Below are 17,568 nucleotides of genomic sequence, written 5' to 3' on the forward strand. Positions count from 1 at the left end.
CACCCTCGTGCCAAATATGGTTGAAGCAAAACCTTTGAATACCGTTGAATCGAAGCGAGATGACTACTCGATCATCATCTTCCCCCACCTTCATCGCCTTGTTGTGCAACAGCATAACAAGACAATCAAGTCTTATCATATCGCAGTTGGTGATCCCGCTACCCCAACCCCCACGGGTGAATTCCGTATCATATTTAAGGGGGAGAACTGGGGGCCATCATTCGGCCCTCGTTGGCTCGGCTTGAATGTGACATGGGGATACTATGGTATCCATGGTACCAATAAGCCCTATTCCATTGGACGTCACGCGAGTCATGGTTGTATTCGTATGCGCAATAAAGATGTTATTGAATTGTATGAGATGATTCCGATTGGCACGAAAGTAACGATTATGGGACATGCACTGGGTGATTTGAGGCATAATCCACGCGATTTAGCGGAAGGTGATGTTGGCGGAGATGTGCAATTGATTCAGTCGAGGCTGCAAAGTGCAGGATATTACACAGGAAGGTGTGACGGCAAGTTCAGATCAAGCACGACGCAGGCCCTCAAGCGTTATCAACGCGATCACCATCTAGAGCCAAATGGCGTTGTTTCCTTCCCTATTTATGTACATCTTGGATTGGTAGAATGACCGTGGGTCTGCACTCTTCACATTAGCTGTTTTAGGATGCTTCCAAGATACTGCTTATGCACCCTATCGTCATTCTGAGACGATAGGGTGCATGCTGTTTCTTTTACATGTCGGCGAATATCCGAATGTGCGGTTGCGAAATGCTTCTAAGTGAGTGAATCCCAAAAAACAAGGGAAGCTGTTCAATCAGCCTCCCTTAGTTCGTAGTCATAACCTTTGTTCGGATTTGAAAGATGGTATTTTGCTCCAAATCCTACAAGACAACTCTCCAATTATGACTGTACTCGGCTGTAATGGTTCCCCGCTTCCTAATATAATCCACGATTAATTCAGCCATATCTGTCGGCAGATCAAGAACAATTGGCTTATTGGCGAACATGACGTAATTCCCCCCGCCCCCGGCTCGATAATTGTTCATAGCCACATCATATTCAGCTTTCATCTCAATTGGCGAGCCACCAACGGTTAGCGTAGTAACGCGCTGTCCTATCGGTCGTGAGACTTGAATCTCATATTCAATGCCTGACCACATATCATAATTATAATGCTGGGGCTTCGGATATAAGAATGCTTCACTAACCTGTATGTGATTCCCTTGTTCCGATAATGCAAAATAAGAGGCAGATTGCTCCAAGGCGTCCTTAATATCTTGACCCGAGACGCGAATGACTCTTAGCGTATTCGGATACATATAGTTGGCCAGCACCTGTCGCATCGTAATCTCTCCATAGAATCCTGGCGCACTATCATCGAAGAGAGCGGTATTCGATATTTCGGCACATCCGTATTCCATTTGAACCCGATTAATGAATGCGATCAACGGATGGTCTGCAAGCCGGACTTGCGACGGATCATCGACCAACATATTGCCTTCCATAGTACCAATCGGTTGATCCAGCCAGTGTTGAGCCTTCTGTTCGATGTCATGGATCGCTTCCAAGATACGTTCGTCCGGGACTGTTCCCTCTACAGAAATGAACTGAGATTGACATTGTTCTAGTGCCCATTTCCCCTCAAGCTTGGTCATGCTAAGCTCCATGAATCCGATTCCTTGCCCATGGGAGCTCGGTTGCGCGATCCATACCCCGTTCACTTGCTCATCTACAATCTTTCGGTGCTGATGACCGGTTAACAAGATGTCGATTCCGGGAACGTCCATGCAAATTCGATAGCCTTGATTTTCCCCTGTATCTGCCTCTGTCAATTCGCCAGTACGCATGTCCCGCTCAAAACCGCCGTGATAGGATACGACAACGAGATCAACCTGCTCTTCATTTCGAAGAATGTTCACCCAGCGCTTCGCCTCATCAACCGCGTCTTCAAAGCAAATTCCTGCAATATGCTGCGGCAATTCCCAGTTCGGAATATACGGGGTTGTTAAGCCCAGTATGCCGATCTTAAGTCCATTCGCATACTCCTTTACAATATAGGGCTTGCCAAAGTAAGGCTTTCCGTCTTCTTCCCGAAGCAGATTTGCGCTGAGCCATGGAAATTGAGACTCCTTAATCGCCTGCTTCAAATAGGGAAGCCCATAGTTAAATTCATGGTTCCCGATGACGGCAGCATCCGCCTTGATCTGGTTCATGCAGGCGACCATTGGATTAGGCAGCTCTGGTTGTATGCGAGCATGATAATAGGTTAGCGGTGTGCCTTGAAGCAGATCGCCATTGTCGATCAGTACAGATTCCTTATACTGATGGCGCAGAGTGTCAATAGCGGTCGCCATTCTGGCTAACCCTGCTTCAATATGCTGCTGATCCGCATAACGATAAGGCATAACGGTTCCGTGAATGTCACTTGTATGTATGATGGCTACTATGCAGGAATCACTGTTTTCGTGAAGAGGTACTGCTGTTTCATTGCTCATATGGATTCTCCTCATCTGTGTTGGAAGCATCTATCCTATCTTGGCTGGTGTCTTTCGAAAGAAAGGATAGAGAAGCCCTGGCAACCCCGCCGGGACTTCTCTATACGATCTAGCTATGTCAGACAATTCATGACATTTATAGCTTAAGGTGCAATTGTAATTGGATTAGTCTGATATACATTGCTGCTATCCTTGCGGAGACGAATGCTGGCTGCCCCGCTCTTGCCTGATTGTGTTCGCACCTGGATTGTCTTCACGGCAGTACCAGTGCTATCCGCTGTAAGTGTGAAGCTATTATAGCCATATCCGGTAGGCCAACTGCCATTATCTTGCTGCACTTGACCGACTTGCTGCCCGCCCGTTAAGTATACGCCGATTTGAAGCGTAATGCTGCTGTTCGGCGTTAATCCGCCTGCTGTAATCGTTACATTGAATGGCGTGGCTGCAGTTACCGTTGCAGGATGTGTCATCGCAGGATTGCCAGATGGGTTCTGTCCCCCACTTGGAGCGCCATATGAGCCTTTCTTGAATGTGGAAGAGTCCCACCATTTGTAGCCCGCTGCAGGTGCTGCCCACGGCTCAGGCTGCGGCTCTGTACTGAGCTGCGGTGTCTCGAACGGCAGCAATGCAGTTGGTGTGTCAAGCTGCAGTCCTGGCACCTGTGTGAAGCTTGTGTATGACTCCTGCTCGGCAAGCCAGTCAATAAGGTTCATGAGCAGTGCGGCATCATCCTGCTCTTTGTAGCCATCATATGTTTTTTTCGTCTGTCCATTCTCTTCGCGCAAATATTTCGGTGTTGCATCTTCTACTGGAGAGGAATCACCAATGACAGCGGCTTTCCCTAACCCGACCTTCGAGATAGATACATAAGCCCCTTCTGCGACACCGCCTCCGTTATATACGCCTTGATCTACTGCATTTGGCCATTTCTGGCTGCTGCTTACCGCAGGCAAGTACACGATGCCTTTCGCAATTTGCGGATTTGTAATTGCAACCGTTGAACCCGCATGCATGGCAACACTGCTTACTTGATTCGTAATGCCGAATGCTTGCTGTGGATCGACAATCACGTTAGCATTAATGTCACCGAGTGCATTGTAGCGAATACGAACACCGAAGTTGTCGGACAGCCAATCGGAGCTTGCAACATCCTGCATAGCAGCTGAGTTGGCCTCCTCTGTGCTCATCCCTTGTGCTGGGTTGCTCCATGCTCCACGGCGGTAACCGTTAAATGCTTCAGAAGCGTCCCAGCGGTTCTTGTTGCGATCCGCATTGTAATGGTCTGCGATGAAGAAGATGCTGCCCCCACTGTTGACATACTGCAACATTGCTGCTTGCTCGGATGTCTTATACGGAATGTTGGCCTCGCCAATAACAAACACTTGATAATCTTTCAGATCATCATAAGTGATTGGCGTCGACTTGCGCAATTCCTTAACCTCATAGCCTTTGTCTGCAATGCCGTTAGCGAAATCTGAGAAGCCGCCATCAATTACCCAGTCTGCTGCGCCAGCCGTTTGACCATGAGTGTTATCGAACAATACTTTCTTGCCGTTCGGTGTACCCTTTGCCGTGATATACGGCGCCGGATCGGCTGGCCCCTCCGCATAAGCGTTAGACCCTGCTCCCAAGGACAACGTGGGTAGTGCGATTAATGCAGCAAGTACAACTTTGAACCATTTGCGTTTCAACACAGTTAGCATATTCATTCTTCTTCGCCTCCTCATTTTGTGATGCGGGGGATTGTACCTCTCCGTTCAACATTATTATGGGGCTCGTATGTTAAGGGAAACTTATGTTCATGCGAAGATTATGTTAATCGATCAATATTTATGAATTATATTGAAAATATTACAACTGGTATAAGTAAGAAATCAAAAGCGGCGAAATGCATCTACTACTACTGGAATAGGCCGATATGTTCTTCGAGAAAGTTATCGAGCGTTCTCGGTGCTTGGCCAAGCAATCGAGCAACTGTATCTGTAGGATGCTCCGGAATGACCGCTGACATGGCTTGAATCTCTACAACGTGATTCGCAAGCCATAGCGGCATATGATCTTGTTCCATTAAGGAACGGCGCTGTGTGTTCGAATCCATGTTGATATACGTAATAGGACGACCGAGCATTGCTGTGAATTTGGCCGCAATCTGTTCGTAATTGAACACTTCTGAACCAGTGAGTGTATAGATGCGTCCTGCTTTCTTGTGATTCGTCAGCACTTCTGCGGCGACATCCGCAATATCTCGGCAATCGATGTAGTTGCATGCTGAGCTCCCCATTGAGCCGTAGAAGGCATTATGCTTGCGAATCGGCCCAGTCAATCGAAGTAAATTCTGCATAAAAGCATAGGGTCGCAATACGGTATGCAAAATACCTGAATCATTGAGCAAGGTTTCAATTTCCAGATGCCATCTGGCAATCTCAACTGGTGCAAGAGCGTTATAGAGCGGGCTAGAAATCTTTACAATATGCTCAATGCCGGCTTCGATAGCCGTTCGGATGATAGTGCTCTCTAATTCCACTTGTCTTGGACTATTCGACATGGACATAAAAAGTTGGCTCGCCCCTTGAAATGCAGAGCGCAATGCTGATGCGTCGGATGCATCTGCCTGGACAATCTCCACCTGTCTATGGTCACCCGCACCCAATTGAATCCGGAGTTTGTCCGGCTCTCTGCTGATGGCCCGTACGGGTACGTTTGCTTGAATCAGACTGTTTAGCAGTTCTCTGCCGATGGTTCCTGTTGCACCGATTACTACGATCATATCTTACACGCTCCTGTTCGATGTATGTTTGTGTGTTGCCTTATACCAGCGGCATACTGTAGTTGTGCTCGCTATCGTGACAGATAGAGGAAAATCTATCCACACCCGATCCAACCATGCAATCTCTTGTGAAAATGCATAAATCGACAGTTCTGTAACAACCAAAGCTATCAGCAACCCTGTTGCTACTCCTAGAAAGGCGAATATCATTGCAATGACAAGAAGATGCGACCTGTTCAACCATTGTGTATGTAATCCCCAATCTTGCAGCCAACGACCAATGAACCATGCTGTTACGGCAGATGTCCCTCCTATCGAAGTAAAGGCGGCAATGAACAGAATCTGGTCACCGATCACCACTCCTCCAATCCCGGCCATCAACGCCGGCGCAGCATAAGCTATCATGATATCGCGCCAGAGAACAGAAGGCTTAGTTATCGCGTTACATCCATTCTTGGTCTTGCTTGCATCATCTGATCTGTTCAATGTTTGTCTTCACCCTTTCTGTTAAAAAAATTAATCACTCCTACACCCATATAATTAGGTTCCTAACTATATGGGCAGAAAGGAGGGCTAGTCAGGACTAGCCCCATTCACGCTCACTCGATGTGTCTGTTTAATCAATACATTCCGCGGTAAGTGCTGAAATTCCTTCGGTAACCCTTCCGAGCAGGTCGAGAAACACGGTGCGCTCTTCAGCAGTAAGCAGTCCTACCATGGCTTCCAGCCTTGCAAAATGTTCCGGTGCCATCTCACGGAGCTTATTAGCTCCTTGATCTGTGAGAACAACTGACTTTTGCCTACCGTCTGATGCACTAGCACGCCGAGAGACGAGACCATCGCGTTCCAAAGTATCGATTAATCCAGTGACAGTCGCACGAGTCACACCGAGATTGTTGGCTAATTGCGATGGCAGCTCCTCTCCTCCATTGTCCTCCAAGTCGGCTAACAAGCGATATCGACCTGTTGATAGTCCGAATCTGGAGAAATGAACTTCTGCCGCATGTCCTAGCTTCGCGCCAGCCTCCATTAAACGAGCAGCAACAAGAATGGCTTGTGCGTCGACGTCGAGGTTGTAGCGATCAATCTGCCGCTTGGATTGAATGAGTGTAGGTGCGGTTTCATTGGCATTAGAAAATAATGGTTGATTGGTCATGTATATAGTATGGCTCCTAACTATACTGTTGTCAACTCTTTATTATTATAGAGCCGATTCGCCTACGTGTAGATGCTTCTGCAAATGAGGGATCGGCTCTCAGCCTAGAATTAAATTTGTGAGCAAATATCCACAATTAGAGTCGTACAAGCTTATCTGGGTTGCGTACGAAATAGATATTGCGAATGGCAGCATCCTCCGAATGCAGCAGGATAACGGTGTCGGGTCGTCCATCGGTATGAACGATCATTCCCGCTTGCCCATTAATAGAGGAAAATTCGTAATGCGTAGGGAACTCTTGTTGGGCAGTCTTCTTCATAAGTCCGATGAGGAATTGTGCGACTCGTTCTGGCGTTGTAATTGGATGTGCAGCAGCCGACACCTTACCGCCTCCATCAGACAGAACAACGATATCTTCGTGCAGCAGAGACACGACGGCATCCACGCTATTCGACCTCAGTGCTTGTAATAAACGCATTACCCATTCCTCACTAGCCAGCTCATGAGGGATAGGCTCCTCCTCCGAAATTCCCATCTTATTGCGGGCTCGGCTTAACAGCTTGCGGCAATTCGCCTCATTTTTATTCACAATTTGTGCAATTGCGGGATAGTCGAACCCGAGCGCTTCACGCAAGATGAAGATCGTGCGTTCCACAGGCGCTAATCGTTCAAGCAGCACAAGCATCGCGTAGGATAGCAAATCAGAACGTACAATTGAATTCATCGGATCCTCGTAGGTTGTCGCAACAGGCTCTGGCAGCCAAGTACCGAAATATTGCTCTCGTCGGCGCTGAGCTGATTTTAGCAAATCATAGCATTGATTCGTAACCATTTTGCACAAATATGCCTTCGGTTGTTCAAGCTCATTTCCGTTCAACTTATGGATTTTGACGAATACCTCTTGCACAACATCTTCTGCGTCAACAGTTGAACCAGTCAACTGATAGGCAAGTGTGAACAGCAGTGCTTTATATTGATGATAAAGTTCTGTCGTATCCATATTGTCCTTCTCCCTTGTAATCACAAATGATGCCATTATTTTATCAAACTAGCAGAATCCCAGGTGAACTTTCGTATCTTCCATCCGAGCTTGCCTGTCAGTACGAAATCTATTCCCCATTGCCGGCACCACACCAATCCACTTTCTGGACCTAGGCCAATACAAAATAACTCCATATAAGACTGGTGTAATGGCGCAGGACGATGAGCAATGTCTGCTGCTATGATTTTGGCTAGCCGATTCGCTTGTGGAATAGCTTCCTTGCATGTCATACGATCTGGTCTACCATTCTTCGGGTCAACGATATGCGCACAATCACCGATACTATATACTCCCGGGAGGCCATGAACTCGATAACTTGCATCTACGATGACTTTCCCTTCTTCAGTTACGGGTAAACCAAGTGAACGAAGGACTGGATTAGGCTGAAGTCCCAGTGTCCAAATACATAAGCCAACTGGCAGCGGATCACAGTCATCAAGGTGCAGCATACCATCCCTTGCATGACTTGCTCGACTGTGGTGAATTACAGCAACACCTAACTCGTTCAGTGCAGCTTCCAACTTGGCAGCTACCTTCAAGGGGCCTTCGGTGAATAACCGCTCCTGCGCATTTATTAAAGAAACTCGAACGTCATTCGCAGCTAATCCGAGCTCAATAGCCTCCATCCGCATTGCGTAAGCTAATTCGGCAGAAGCCTCAATGCCACTAATTCCTGCTCCTACTACAGCAACCGACATGAGACGCTTGCGTTCGAGCTGATCTTGTATTCCTGCCGCCTTCTGCATATTGCTTCGCCATTGCTGTTGGATCTGCAATGCTGCATGTTCATGAGTAAGCGCAATTCCTCCTTGTTCTTCAGCCGGTTTACGAATAGTACTCCCAAGAGCAACAATGAGAAAGTCATAGGAGATGCGATGTAATTGGCCATCCCGACCTTCGTATAGTACATGCTCGTTGGCTCCTTGTATGGAAGTAACACTCCCTTGAATGAATGTAACTCTGCTAGGCAATACATCCGACCATGGAACCGTAATGGCCGTGTCTGTGGCGGTAGGCTTGAAAAGGAGTACTTTACGCAAATGATGTGCATGCTGGTCAATAAGAAAAATATGAAGGGAGGAGTCTTTCATGCCCTTCATAATACTTGACATCGCGTGTGCAGCATTTAATCCGGCATAGCCGCCTCCAATAATGATGCATGTCTGTTCTCTCATGTGCTTCTCTCCTTAAGATCGATTTGCACATAGAACGACATAGCACAGCTGTTTGTGACAGAAGAGAATGGAATTGTATTGTTTCTATTGAAATTGGGCTATAGCCGTGAGCAATATGGGGATTCGCGGATAGACTGATGCTGAGATGACTGATATTTACAAGGAGGCACTTATGGATCCTAATTACTATCATCAAGTGAGTTGGAATTGTGTAAACAATTATGTAGGTATTCGTACGAAAGACAATATGTATCATGATGGGTTTATCTCCCATGTCGATCAAGATGGGTTAACACTTGCCATTCCAAGTGATCAAATGATGACGCAAATGAGCGGCATGCCAACACAACCTTCCGTTTACAGACAATTTGGGTTTCAGCCTGGTTTTTTCCCTAGACGCCGCTTTTTCCCTCGACGAATCCCATTTGGGTTCATTGATGACTTATTTTTACTCCCATTCTTTCTGTAGTCCTGATGAGAACAAAATCAAGCCCCTGTGTAAATTTCTAACATGATATGGAACACAGGGGGCTCCCCTAACTCGCTTTCATTCAGTAAATTTCTACTTGCGGTATCTTATAGCGATAAGGAAAGCTGCGCTTATCCAATAGAAAAGTGCACTTAGAACAATCAATGTTAGTTGCCCTTCCTTAATAAAGGGCGATATGAGGACAAACATGATACAAGAAAACAATATGAGATCCCATCCTACCCACTTAATTGTGAATAAGGTTACGTTAGCATTCCGAAGCGCATGCAAATTCCACAGAACGGCTACCGTTTCCATAAGAAGAATTCCAATCGCGGCGCCTCTGTACCCAAAACCTGGAATTGCGACAATAACGAATTGAAGCAAGACGGATAGGCCGATTCCCAGTGCAAGTCCCGTTAATGGAATCCGTTTGCGATCTTGGGCCCACAGAATACTCGTGGTAAGTTCACGCAACCCAACAATAAGAGGGATTGCAGATAGGTATCGAATAGGCTCTGCTGCAGCTTCCACGCCGAATAGGAGTATTGCCGCTTCCTTCGCATACAGAAAAATAAAAAGTCCGCTAATGATTCCCCATGTCCAGACAAATCGGAGAATTCGTTCGATATCGCGCCCGCTCTCCATGCCTGCTTCGTGCTTCGCTGCTATCTTCATCGTTACTGTATAAGAGACAGAGGCCGTTATCATCGTCGGCATATAGACGATGACAGCAGCCATTCCTGTAATAATGCCATACATCGCGATTGAATCTGATATAGAATACCCTGCAGCCTGCAGTCTGTTCGGAATAAGGATGGAGTCAATGAAGTCTGAAAGTGGTACAAGCATTCGCGTGCAACCGATAACGAAGGAGGATCTTAGAAAAAGGCCTAACCCTTCTTTGCTCAATGGGGAATATGTGATCATTATCGCCGCACGCCGTGTGGAAGATGCATATATCGTTAAAAACAAAAACGCAGCAATAGCTGCAATCGTCGTGCCATACAACCCGTAGCCTATGGCTCGACCTACTCCTTGAGCCGCGTACAGGCTTACGAAAGTAATCAGTACCGTAATCCGCACTGCTTGCTCCGTTAATTCGGACAAGGAAATCGCTTCGTAGCTGCGGATTCCCTGCATATAACCGCGTGCTAATTGGAGAAGTGGTACAGCGATTAATGCCGGGGCTAGGGCTCGCAACGCCCATGCAAGTTCAACATTTCCAATTAGCACAGCAATGTTGTTCGCATAGTATTGTGTCCAAAATGCGAGCCCCATCCCAATCAATGCAGTATAAACGGATAAAAGCTGGAATACCCTCCAACCTCGATCAGTCTGCTTCGCTGTGAATAAGGCGAGCGTAGTAGGCAACCCTCCGGAAATAACCATCAAGGCCATGCCAAAGAAGGAATAGGCAATCTGGTATAACCCAATGCCTTCTGCACCGAGCATTCTTGTTATGGCTACTCTGCCTGCAAGGCCTATTCCTTTACCAATGACGAGAACTGCACTTCGAAGTGCAGTTTGCTTTACGAGTGATGACAACAACATTCGTTCACCTTCCGACCACTCCTTCTTGTCCTCATCATTGTATGATCGGAGTGGACGAGGTATGTGCCGAAGTGCTGACCAGTTCTGCAAGCTAATCACGAATATGGATGAGCCAGTACTTCGTATATTTATCCCAGCCTAGATCAAAAGGTACTCGGTAACGATCGGCAGTGTGTGAATTCACGAGCGGGTAACCTTGAGCATCAAAGCCAACTACAATCGAAAAATGATCGATATCGCCATTAAGCTCGTACCCAATCAGGTCTCCCGCCTTTAGACCAGCCCAAGCGCCGTTTGGATGCTGATTGCTGGTCTGGACAATTGTAGTGTAGGTTCCTTTTTTGATGACTTTGCCGTACCCGCTGTATAGGAGGAAGTTTTTGAAAGCATCGGTCTGTACCCATGCTTTACTGCCTCCTGAGCGATAGTGATGCCATCCACCCTTCATGCGCAATCCGCCGCCTTCTTGATCGCCAATACATTGGGAAGCAAAATTCGTACAATCCCCTCCTTGCCCGGTATAATCCCGATATCTGGGATTGTAGCGATGATTGTTACCAGCCCCCCAAGCTATTCCTGCGTATTTATTCGCATAATCAATAGCCTTATCACGGTTGTAGCGAGTTGAAGTTGAATGTAGACCCGATGCTTGGTTTGTCTTGGCATTAACCCGATTAGACGCTGAATTGCGCGGTAACTCGGTTAATTTCGGGATTAGATCAGGATTCTCTTCCAGAGGGTCTAAATACCATTCTCGTAGTACCTTCCACGATCCATTCTTCCTTATCAGGGTAAGCGCATGCCGCGTACCTATCCCGAAGTGCTCGACTTGACTTGACGGTTGATTGTACGTATATCCGAGACGCAATGAATCTACAGCGGAGACAAATACCTGATCATTACGTTTTTTCGCCCGAATTACTCTTGGGCTGCTAGCAGCATCCGCCAATTGAAGTTGCCTATGCTTGACCCACGTTTGTACATATTGTGCACGCATCTGTTCATGCTTCATCGCCCTCATGCTTGATGCGCGTTCAGGCATATAAAAATCGCGGAGCAACCCATCTTCCTGACGAAGTAAATATTTGGCTCGATTCGCAAATAATTGCTGAATAAATGTTGTAAGCTCATTATCTACTGTTTGCTGTTCTGCGGAGAATGCGTATTGCGGTATGGAGGATACAGCAACACAAACGATAACGAATATAGGGATAACAAACCATCTATACATGTTAACGACAAACTCCTCCCTCTTTTTCCTTTTGTCACTTCGACCACATAAACTTCGCACCCTGCTCGTGAAATACATAAATACAGCACCCTTTTACTATGCCCTGCATCGAATAACTGATTCTGCTAAAAAATAATAAGCATGGTTTGTACGTTTTCGATAAACAATGATAAGCAAGGATATCATTGAAGCAAGCAAGAAAGCAGGTGCTGATGTGAAAGATGTAAATAAACGCTTGTCATGCCGGATTGCCCTTAGCCTTATAGTGGCATTCCTTAGCTTGCCGTTATTCCCTGTTGACGTACAATCCTTATCCGATCGGCAGCACGGAGAAAAAACGGCAATGATCATTATTGATGATTTCGGGAATAACGCCAAGGGTACTACAGAGATTATGGAGCTGCCCTATAAAGTAACTGTCGCTGTTATGCCCTTCATGCCAAGTACAGAAAGAGACGCGAAGCGTGCGCATGCTGCTGGTCATGATGTTATCGTTCATATGCCGATGGAAGCATTGTCAGGCAAGAAACATTGGCTTGGGCCTGGAGCAATAACAACGGATCTGAGTGATGCTGAAATTCAGAAACGGGTACATGCAGCTATCGATAATGTCCCCCACGCCATAGGCATGAACAATCATATGGGTTCTAAGGCTACAGTTGATGAGCGTGTTATGCGAAATGTGTTGAAAGTATGCAAAGAACGTGGGCTTTTCTTCGTGGACAGCCATACTAATTTTCGCAGCATTGTTGGCAAGATCGCAAGCGAGGTGCAGGTTCCCAGCCTAGAGAATCACATCTTCCTAGATGATGTACATACGAAGGCGGCTGTTCATAAGCAGTTCATGCTAATGCGCGAGCATTTCCGCCGTCATGATGTATGTATTGCAATTGGGCATGTCGGCGCTGGCGGGAGAATTACAGCAGAGGTTCTTAAAGATCAGATGGTCAAAATGAACCAAGAAAATATCCAGTTCAAAAAAGTAGCCTCTGTATTAAAGAGTAATGCACCGCGGAAATAACAAGTGTGTTAACCCAAGAATAGGGCATCCAACATGAGAATAGAAGAAGAGGATGTCCGAATGGACATCCTCTTCTTCATTATCTCGTAAACTTAACCAATAATGCTGTGAATAAACATTTCCAACGCTGTTGTATCCGTAATGTTCTGATTGCAGGTATGGCTGTTCACGCACATATAATTCCCAATGGCCTTGTAATAATCAGGCGTAGCATTCGCTGGTTTGGATTTCGTTTCTGCTGTAAATAAGGCCACTTCTTCCTGTCGATTGCATAGGAAGCACGTACCCTTCTTCTTTGCTTGGGTGAATTTCCCCTCAATACCGACAAGTCGTCCGTCTAACTGATGGATCAGATACATGCGATTCGTTCCAATGTCCGTCCATCCAAGATACGTCGTATGGCGGAGATCCAGTCCCTCCATATTCGGAAGCTTCAGCTTCTTACTCTTCGGATAGAGCTTCTTCAGCTGCTTGTCAGTTACCTGTTCGAACTCAATCAGGTAAGGTTCAAGAGAAAGCAGAAATTGAGAGAATTCTTCCGTTTTGTCGAGTGTCGTAATCCGCTCAAGCAGACGAAGCTGCTGCTCTTCTGCACTCTGGAACGCCTCTGTAATCTTGGTGAACGCGCTGTATCGTACTGTATCAACAATCTTGTGATCCGCTACTGTCTGACAAGTATGTTGAAGCAAAGTCGCTTGCTTTTTAATCAAATTATATTGGTGGTTTCTAATAAATGGTGTTGTCATGCTTTACAGCTCCTTATTTTGAATAGTTGAAGAAATAAGGTGCAAAGCCCATTATTAGAAACGATATAAGCGATCTTGGGCGACAATCATTCTTCGTATTGTCCAGCCCCATGCAAAGTATCGCCCCTAAATCAGGCTTTGCATGAGTCGTTGCTGATTCTGGCAAAGTTTTTTGCCATCCCTTGCCACCTCCCCTGTTACTTAATAGTATAAAGAAAACCGATAGTTGTTGCAACTCATCTCTATCCGTCGAACAAAAAACAGGTAGCGCTACAGCATGGGCTCCCCATATCTCACAAGTACATGCCACAGCAATTTCAACTCCTGAAGTACTTCCTTATCGCTGCCACGATCCATCCATTTAGTCGGGTCGCTCCTTAATTCCATGACAGCATCGCCTATCACGCTAGCATCTACCCTGCCCTCATGAGCAATGCGCATTGCTAATGAGGGCATTGCCGATCCTCTAAAGCCACTAGGCACCTCATGTGCCAACAACGAGAATCCCCTATGCCAGTAAAGCGCAATTGCATACTTACAGCATATTTCCTCCAGTGTCCTGCCGATGTGGGTATGTATGAAGGAGGGATCAGCGACTAGTATATCAACGTCGTCCTGTAGTGAAAGGTCGCCATGAATCTGCGCTTCAATATATTCATCCAGATTGCGACTCGGTTCTCTGCAGGAAGGATTGGGAAATGAACATGCCAGCCTGCATCGTAAATGATTAATTAGTTTGCTTGGACTAAGATTTTTGTCCCCAATGGCACAGTTATTGCGATATGCATCTGTTAAGAGTGCCGCCAATATATCATCAAGCTCGCCATAGGTTCCCATTTCCAACGGATCTAGATGGGAATCCATATATGTGAAGGTACACCGCGTTGATACTTTGGGTGACAAGAGGAAATAACACGAGCCAAATCGAGGAGCGGGCCCGTCAGAATGAAGCATAAGGTTAAGCGCCCCATATTTGGGACGCTCGCTATTGCCCGTGCCTTCGCACTGATAGGCGCCGCCAAACAACTTTTTCTCCCAAAGATCGCGTTCACCTCCAGGATAAGCAGATACACTTCCATTGGATAGAAGCGTTTCAAATTGGCTTTTGTACAATCCTTGTTCCAAAAGAGCTTCAGCAACACTTTTCATGTTCAGGTCAGGTCTGTCCGGGTGGAAGTGTAGGGCAACTCTAGCATATAACTTTATCATTCTTACAGCTTGGTCATATTCGGATTGTGAAATGGCGGAACCTTGTAATATGCCCGCTATCGTATGCTGTGCGTTCATTTTTCGGCCTCTCGCATAGGTAGTCACAAAATGCAGCGCGGCTCGCTGCGAATTCGATAATTTTGCAGCCATTCGCTCCCCTCCTTATTAAGTTCCATATCATCATCTCACAATACTAATTAATCCTATTACCTGGCACATGATATGCATCAAGTAAAGTCCTATATTCGCTGTTACTTCAACCTGTGGATAAAATCCTTTTGTTTAATCCAAATTATCATTAACTACGTTAAGGGGAAATTAGACCATATGAAACTAAAAATGCTGATCTTATTCGTATGGAGTATGTTAGATCCGATATATTTTTCGTTAACCCGACTGACCTTTCCTGAGCAATCACGTTCGAATATCTTTAGGGTAAGATTACTCCGGTATCGAGGCAAGACAATCATACTGTCTGACGGGACACGCATCGAACATAGCGATCTATTGGTAAAAATACATCTTCATAATGTTCGTTTACTTACGGAAATTTTTTATATGGAGAATGGTGTAAAGAAGGGGCGAATTATTCATCGCACGGTAGAGCAGTCCTTGCCTGGGGTGTGTCGGCATATTCAAGCCCATCCAAAATTCCGTGAAATTAAGGCCATTATCGGTATTACGATGCTGCATCGAGGATGCACGCATTTGGGGTTCGATATCGTACAGATCCATAACCCGTTATATCGTGCTTTTAAATGGATCGGCCAAATGCCTATTCATTTTTTGTCCGTATCCAATCCACTTAAGACCTGTACAAAGCAAAATCCTAGATTTTTACTGATGTCTACAGACTTGTTAATGGATAAATACGGAAGTGTGTGACAATAAAGAAAGGGAGAGTTTTGGGAATTTATTTTATTTTGGAGACGGGATAACATAATATGATGAAATGCCATATGACATTTCGTCACTATGCCGGATGACAAATGAACGAGTATATTCACCTTGAGCCATCTGTTAGGTGTGCTACACATTGGAGTAAAGGGTGATTGTATTTGCTCAAGAACAGTGTCATCATGTTGATTGTGATCGTTCTATCGGGAATGTTGGCTCGGCCTGCCTTTTCCTTAATAGAACCACCAAATCCAAGTAATAAGAATCGTTTAATGGTGCAGGACGTCATCATAGTGGATGTGAAGACAGGCAAGCTTAAACCAAATCAGTCGGTAGTCATTCAGGGCAACCAAATTACAGCAATAGCTGATACGACTGACGTTGATGTTCCTGACGATGCCCGTGTGATCAAAGCTAATGGGAAATATCTTATCCCTGGTTTATGGGATATGCACGTCCATTTGGAAAATCACATGGATAGTGCAATCCCTCACTTATTAGCAAAAGGAGTGACAGGTGTTAGGGAGATGGGCTCCAGCCTCCACCATGTTCAAGTGACACGCAGCATTAATAATCAGGAAATCTTGACTCCGCGCATTGTACATTCCGGTAAAGTTATTAATCAATTTCCAAATAATGAGGTACCTTCGCATCACTATAATTTAAAAAATGAAGCAGCGGTTCGGAAAGCTGTACAACAGTTGAAAACATATCAGGTCGATCAAATTAAAATGTACTCCCACATGCCTAAAGACCTGTATGCTGTGGCTATGGAGGAAGCGAAGAAGCTACAGCTTCCGGTTAGTGGCCATTTACCATTTACTGTACGCGCAGATGAAGCTTCTAACGACGGTATGAGAAGCTTCGAGCATTTGCATGGGATGCATATTGCTACAGCATCAAAGAAATCAGGTATTTTCAACAGCCTTGTTAAGGATACAGAAGCGGGTATTATTAACAAGGATCAGTTGTTGTATCTCGAATACGAAAATAAAGCTGCAAAGCATTATGATGCAAATGAAGCCGGAAAGTTGTTTGAGATCTTTAAACAGAATGAAACTTGGCAGGTTCCTACACTTGTAACGATAACAAGCTTAAATAAGCAGGTACCTGATGAAAGAGTGCGTTTTTTAGAACCTGCTGTTCAGAAGGAATGGGCAGCATTAATTGAAAATTGGCACAAAGATAAAAGAGGGGCTGCTATCCATCAGGAGCTGGAACAGAACAATTTGCAATTAGTTCGTAAAATGAATGAAGCTGGGGTACCGATTATGGCTGGCACTGATTCTACTTACTTGATGCCAAATCTATATTATGGCTTTAGCCTGCATGAAGAACTTCAACTGCTAGTCAAAGCGGGACTAAATCCGCTGCAAGCCCTTCAGGCTGCCACGATTAATCCGGCTCGCTATTTGGAAAATGAGGATAAGCAGGGCACGGTAGAGGTAGGAAAGCTAGCCGATCTCGTCCTGCTAGACGCGAATCCGCTCGCAGATATCCGCAACACAACCCAAATCCATGCGGTCATCATGAATGGGCATCTAATCGATCGGACAGAGATTCTCAAAAAGCTAAAAACATACCCGATTATTAAGGAGTTCTCTCGCAAGCAGAAGTAAACTGTGGTAAGAGATACGTGTCACGTACAACTATCGCTATGTTCAACTCGAAGAGCCTGAACCTTCAAGGATTCAGGCTCTTCGAGTTGTTTCTTGTGGATTCATTACCCAAACCAATTTACACTTTTACATGATTTAATCCCGGAGCGTTTGTTCCTGGATCCCAGAACACGGTGGCGTG

General features: G+C 45.7%; 16 protein-coding genes. 5 read left to right on the top strand and 11 right to left on the bottom strand.

Features of this window, described 5'->3' with window-relative positions; genetic code table 11:
- Positions 1-16: 16 nt before the first annotated feature.
- A complete protein-coding gene (locus tag PBN151_RS14725) occupies positions 17-634 on the top strand; it encodes a L,D-transpeptidase family protein (protein ID WP_227774699.1) in 618 nt (205 codons plus the stop codon).
- Between the two features lie 253 nt (positions 635-887).
- Here PBN151_RS14725 and PBN151_RS14730 read toward each other — a convergent pair whose 3' ends face one another.
- The 7 genes from PBN151_RS14730 to PBN151_RS14760 all read right to left on the bottom strand — a co-directional run bounded on the left by PBN151_RS14730 (position 888) and on the right by PBN151_RS14760 (position 8,641).
- Positions 888-2,501: a bifunctional metallophosphatase/5'-nucleotidase gene (locus PBN151_RS14730; RefSeq protein ID WP_072729576.1), complete on the bottom strand. Its 1,614-nt coding sequence runs from the start codon at positions 2,499-2,501 to the stop codon at positions 888-890.
- Between the two features lie 143 nt (positions 2,502-2,644).
- Positions 2,645-4,195, bottom strand: coding sequence for a DNA-binding protein (locus PBN151_RS14735; RefSeq protein ID WP_370510425.1), 1,551 nt, complete (start codon positions 4,193-4,195; stop codon positions 2,645-2,647).
- Positions 4,196-4,401: 206 nt separating this feature from the next.
- A complete protein-coding gene (locus tag PBN151_RS14740; RefSeq protein WP_072729577.1) occupies positions 4,402-5,268 on the bottom strand; it encodes an NmrA family NAD(P)-binding protein in 867 nt (288 codons plus the stop codon).
- 3 nt (positions 5,269-5,271) lie between these two features.
- A complete protein-coding gene (locus PBN151_RS14745) occupies positions 5,272-5,754 on the bottom strand; it encodes a hypothetical protein (protein WP_072729578.1) in 483 nt (160 codons plus the stop codon).
- Positions 5,755-5,884: 130 nt separating this feature from the next.
- A complete protein-coding gene (locus PBN151_RS14750) occupies positions 5,885-6,424 on the bottom strand; it encodes a MarR family winged helix-turn-helix transcriptional regulator (protein WP_072729579.1) in 540 nt (179 codons plus the stop codon).
- Positions 6,425-6,560: 136 nt separating this feature from the next.
- The gene (sigJ, locus tag PBN151_RS14755) at positions 6,561-7,424 is read right to left on the bottom strand and encodes an RNA polymerase sigma factor SigJ (RefSeq protein ID WP_072729580.1); all 864 of its coding nucleotides are present in this window, start codon (positions 7,422-7,424) and stop codon (positions 6,561-6,563) included.
- Between the two features lie 35 nt (positions 7,425-7,459).
- Positions 7,460-8,641, bottom strand: a complete 1,182-nt coding sequence (locus PBN151_RS14760; RefSeq protein WP_072729581.1) for an NAD(P)/FAD-dependent oxidoreductase — start codon at positions 8,639-8,641, stop codon at positions 7,460-7,462.
- 172 nt (positions 8,642-8,813) lie between these two features.
- Here PBN151_RS14760 and PBN151_RS14765 point away from each other — a divergent pair, with 172 nt between their 5' ends.
- Positions 8,814-9,110, top strand: a complete 297-nt coding sequence (locus PBN151_RS14765; protein ID WP_072729582.1) for a phosphatidylinositol kinase — start codon at positions 8,814-8,816, stop codon at positions 9,108-9,110.
- A 93-nt stretch (positions 9,111-9,203) separates the two neighbouring features.
- Here PBN151_RS14765 and PBN151_RS14770 read toward each other — a convergent pair whose 3' ends face one another.
- Complete coding sequence (locus tag PBN151_RS14770; RefSeq protein WP_227774683.1) at positions 9,204-10,763, bottom strand: oligosaccharide flippase family protein; 1,560 nt, start codon at positions 10,761-10,763, stop codon at positions 9,204-9,206.
- The gene (locus tag PBN151_RS14775; RefSeq protein ID WP_072729584.1) at positions 10,756-11,895 is read right to left on the bottom strand and encodes an amidase domain-containing protein; all 1,140 of its coding nucleotides are present in this window, start codon (positions 11,893-11,895) and stop codon (positions 10,756-10,758) included. Before PBN151_RS14775 ends, PBN151_RS14770 begins: the two co-directional genes overlap by 8 nt.
- Positions 11,896-12,061: 166 nt before the next feature.
- On the opposite strand from PBN151_RS14775, the gene PBN151_RS14780 reads away from it, so the two are divergent.
- The gene (locus PBN151_RS14780; protein WP_021256016.1) at positions 12,062-12,916 is read left to right on the top strand and encodes a divergent polysaccharide deacetylase family protein; all 855 of its coding nucleotides are present in this window, start codon (positions 12,062-12,064) and stop codon (positions 12,914-12,916) included.
- 92 nt (positions 12,917-13,008) lie between these two features.
- On the opposite strand, the gene PBN151_RS14785 is transcribed toward PBN151_RS14780, so the two are convergent.
- Together PBN151_RS14785 and PBN151_RS14790 are read right to left on the bottom strand one after the other, a co-directional pair.
- A complete protein-coding gene (locus tag PBN151_RS14785) occupies positions 13,009-13,662 on the bottom strand; it encodes a FusB/FusC family EF-G-binding protein (RefSeq protein ID WP_072729585.1) in 654 nt (217 codons plus the stop codon).
- Positions 13,663-13,932: 270 nt separating this feature from the next.
- Positions 13,933-15,021 (bottom strand): DUF3626 domain-containing protein, encoded by a 1,089-nt coding sequence (locus PBN151_RS14790; protein ID WP_072729586.1) that lies wholly within the window; start codon positions 15,019-15,021, stop codon positions 13,933-13,935.
- A 177-nt stretch (positions 15,022-15,198) separates the two neighbouring features.
- Between PBN151_RS14790 and PBN151_RS14795 the strand changes: the two genes are divergently transcribed.
- Together PBN151_RS14795 and PBN151_RS14800 are read left to right on the top strand one after the other, a co-directional pair.
- Entirely contained in the window at positions 15,199-15,756 is a 558-nt protein-coding gene (locus PBN151_RS14795; RefSeq protein WP_072729587.1) for a YkoP family protein, read from the top strand.
- A gap of 194 nt (positions 15,757-15,950) precedes the next feature.
- Positions 15,951-17,387: an amidohydrolase family protein gene (locus tag PBN151_RS14800; RefSeq protein ID WP_175560717.1), complete on the top strand. Its 1,437-nt coding sequence runs from the start codon at positions 15,951-15,953 to the stop codon at positions 17,385-17,387.
- The last annotated feature ends 181 nt before the right edge of the window (positions 17,388-17,568 follow it).

Origin of the sequence: Paenibacillus sp. NAIST15-1, assembly GCF_001894745.1 — a bacterium.
Lineage (GTDB): Bacteria > Bacillota > Bacilli > Paenibacillales > Paenibacillaceae > Paenibacillus_B > Paenibacillus_B suaedae.

Coding starts and splice junctions, on each gene's coding strand:
- PBN151_RS14790 (WP_072729586.1), bottom strand. CDS start 15,021: ATGGCTGCAAAATTATCGAATTCGCAGCGAGCCGCGCTGCATTTTGTG.
- PBN151_RS14725 (WP_227774699.1), top strand. CDS start 17: ATGGTTGAAGCAAAACCTTTGAATACCGTTGAATCGAAGCGAGATGAC.
- PBN151_RS14765 (WP_072729582.1), top strand. CDS start 8,814: ATGGATCCTAATTACTATCATCAAGTGAGTTGGAATTGTGTAAACAAT.
- PBN151_RS14730 (WP_072729576.1), bottom strand. CDS start 2,501: ATGAGCAATGAAACAGCAGTACCTCTTCACGAAAACAGTGATTCCTGC.
- PBN151_RS14785 (WP_072729585.1), bottom strand. CDS start 13,662: ATGACAACACCATTTATTAGAAACCACCAATATAATTTGATTAAAAAG.
- PBN151_RS14740 (WP_072729577.1), bottom strand. CDS start 5,268: ATGATCGTAGTAATCGGTGCAACAGGAACCATCGGCAGAGAACTGCTA.
- PBN151_RS14760 (WP_072729581.1), bottom strand. CDS start 8,641: ATGAGAGAACAGACATGCATCATTATTGGAGGCGGCTATGCCGGATTA.
- sigJ (WP_072729580.1), bottom strand. CDS start 7,424: ATGGATACGACAGAACTTTATCATCAATATAAAGCACTGCTGTTCACA.
- PBN151_RS14775 (WP_072729584.1), bottom strand. CDS start 11,895: ATGTATAGATGGTTTGTTATCCCTATATTCGTTATCGTTTGTGTTGCT.
- PBN151_RS14800 (WP_175560717.1), top strand. CDS start 15,951: ATGTTGATTGTGATCGTTCTATCGGGAATGTTGGCTCGGCCTGCCTTT.
- PBN151_RS14750 (WP_072729579.1), bottom strand. CDS start 6,424: ATGACCAATCAACCATTATTTTCTAATGCCAATGAAACCGCACCTACA.
- PBN151_RS14780 (WP_021256016.1), top strand. CDS start 12,062: ATGATAAGCAAGGATATCATTGAAGCAAGCAAGAAAGCAGGTGCTGAT.
- PBN151_RS14795 (WP_072729587.1), top strand. CDS start 15,199: ATGAAACTAAAAATGCTGATCTTATTCGTATGGAGTATGTTAGATCCG.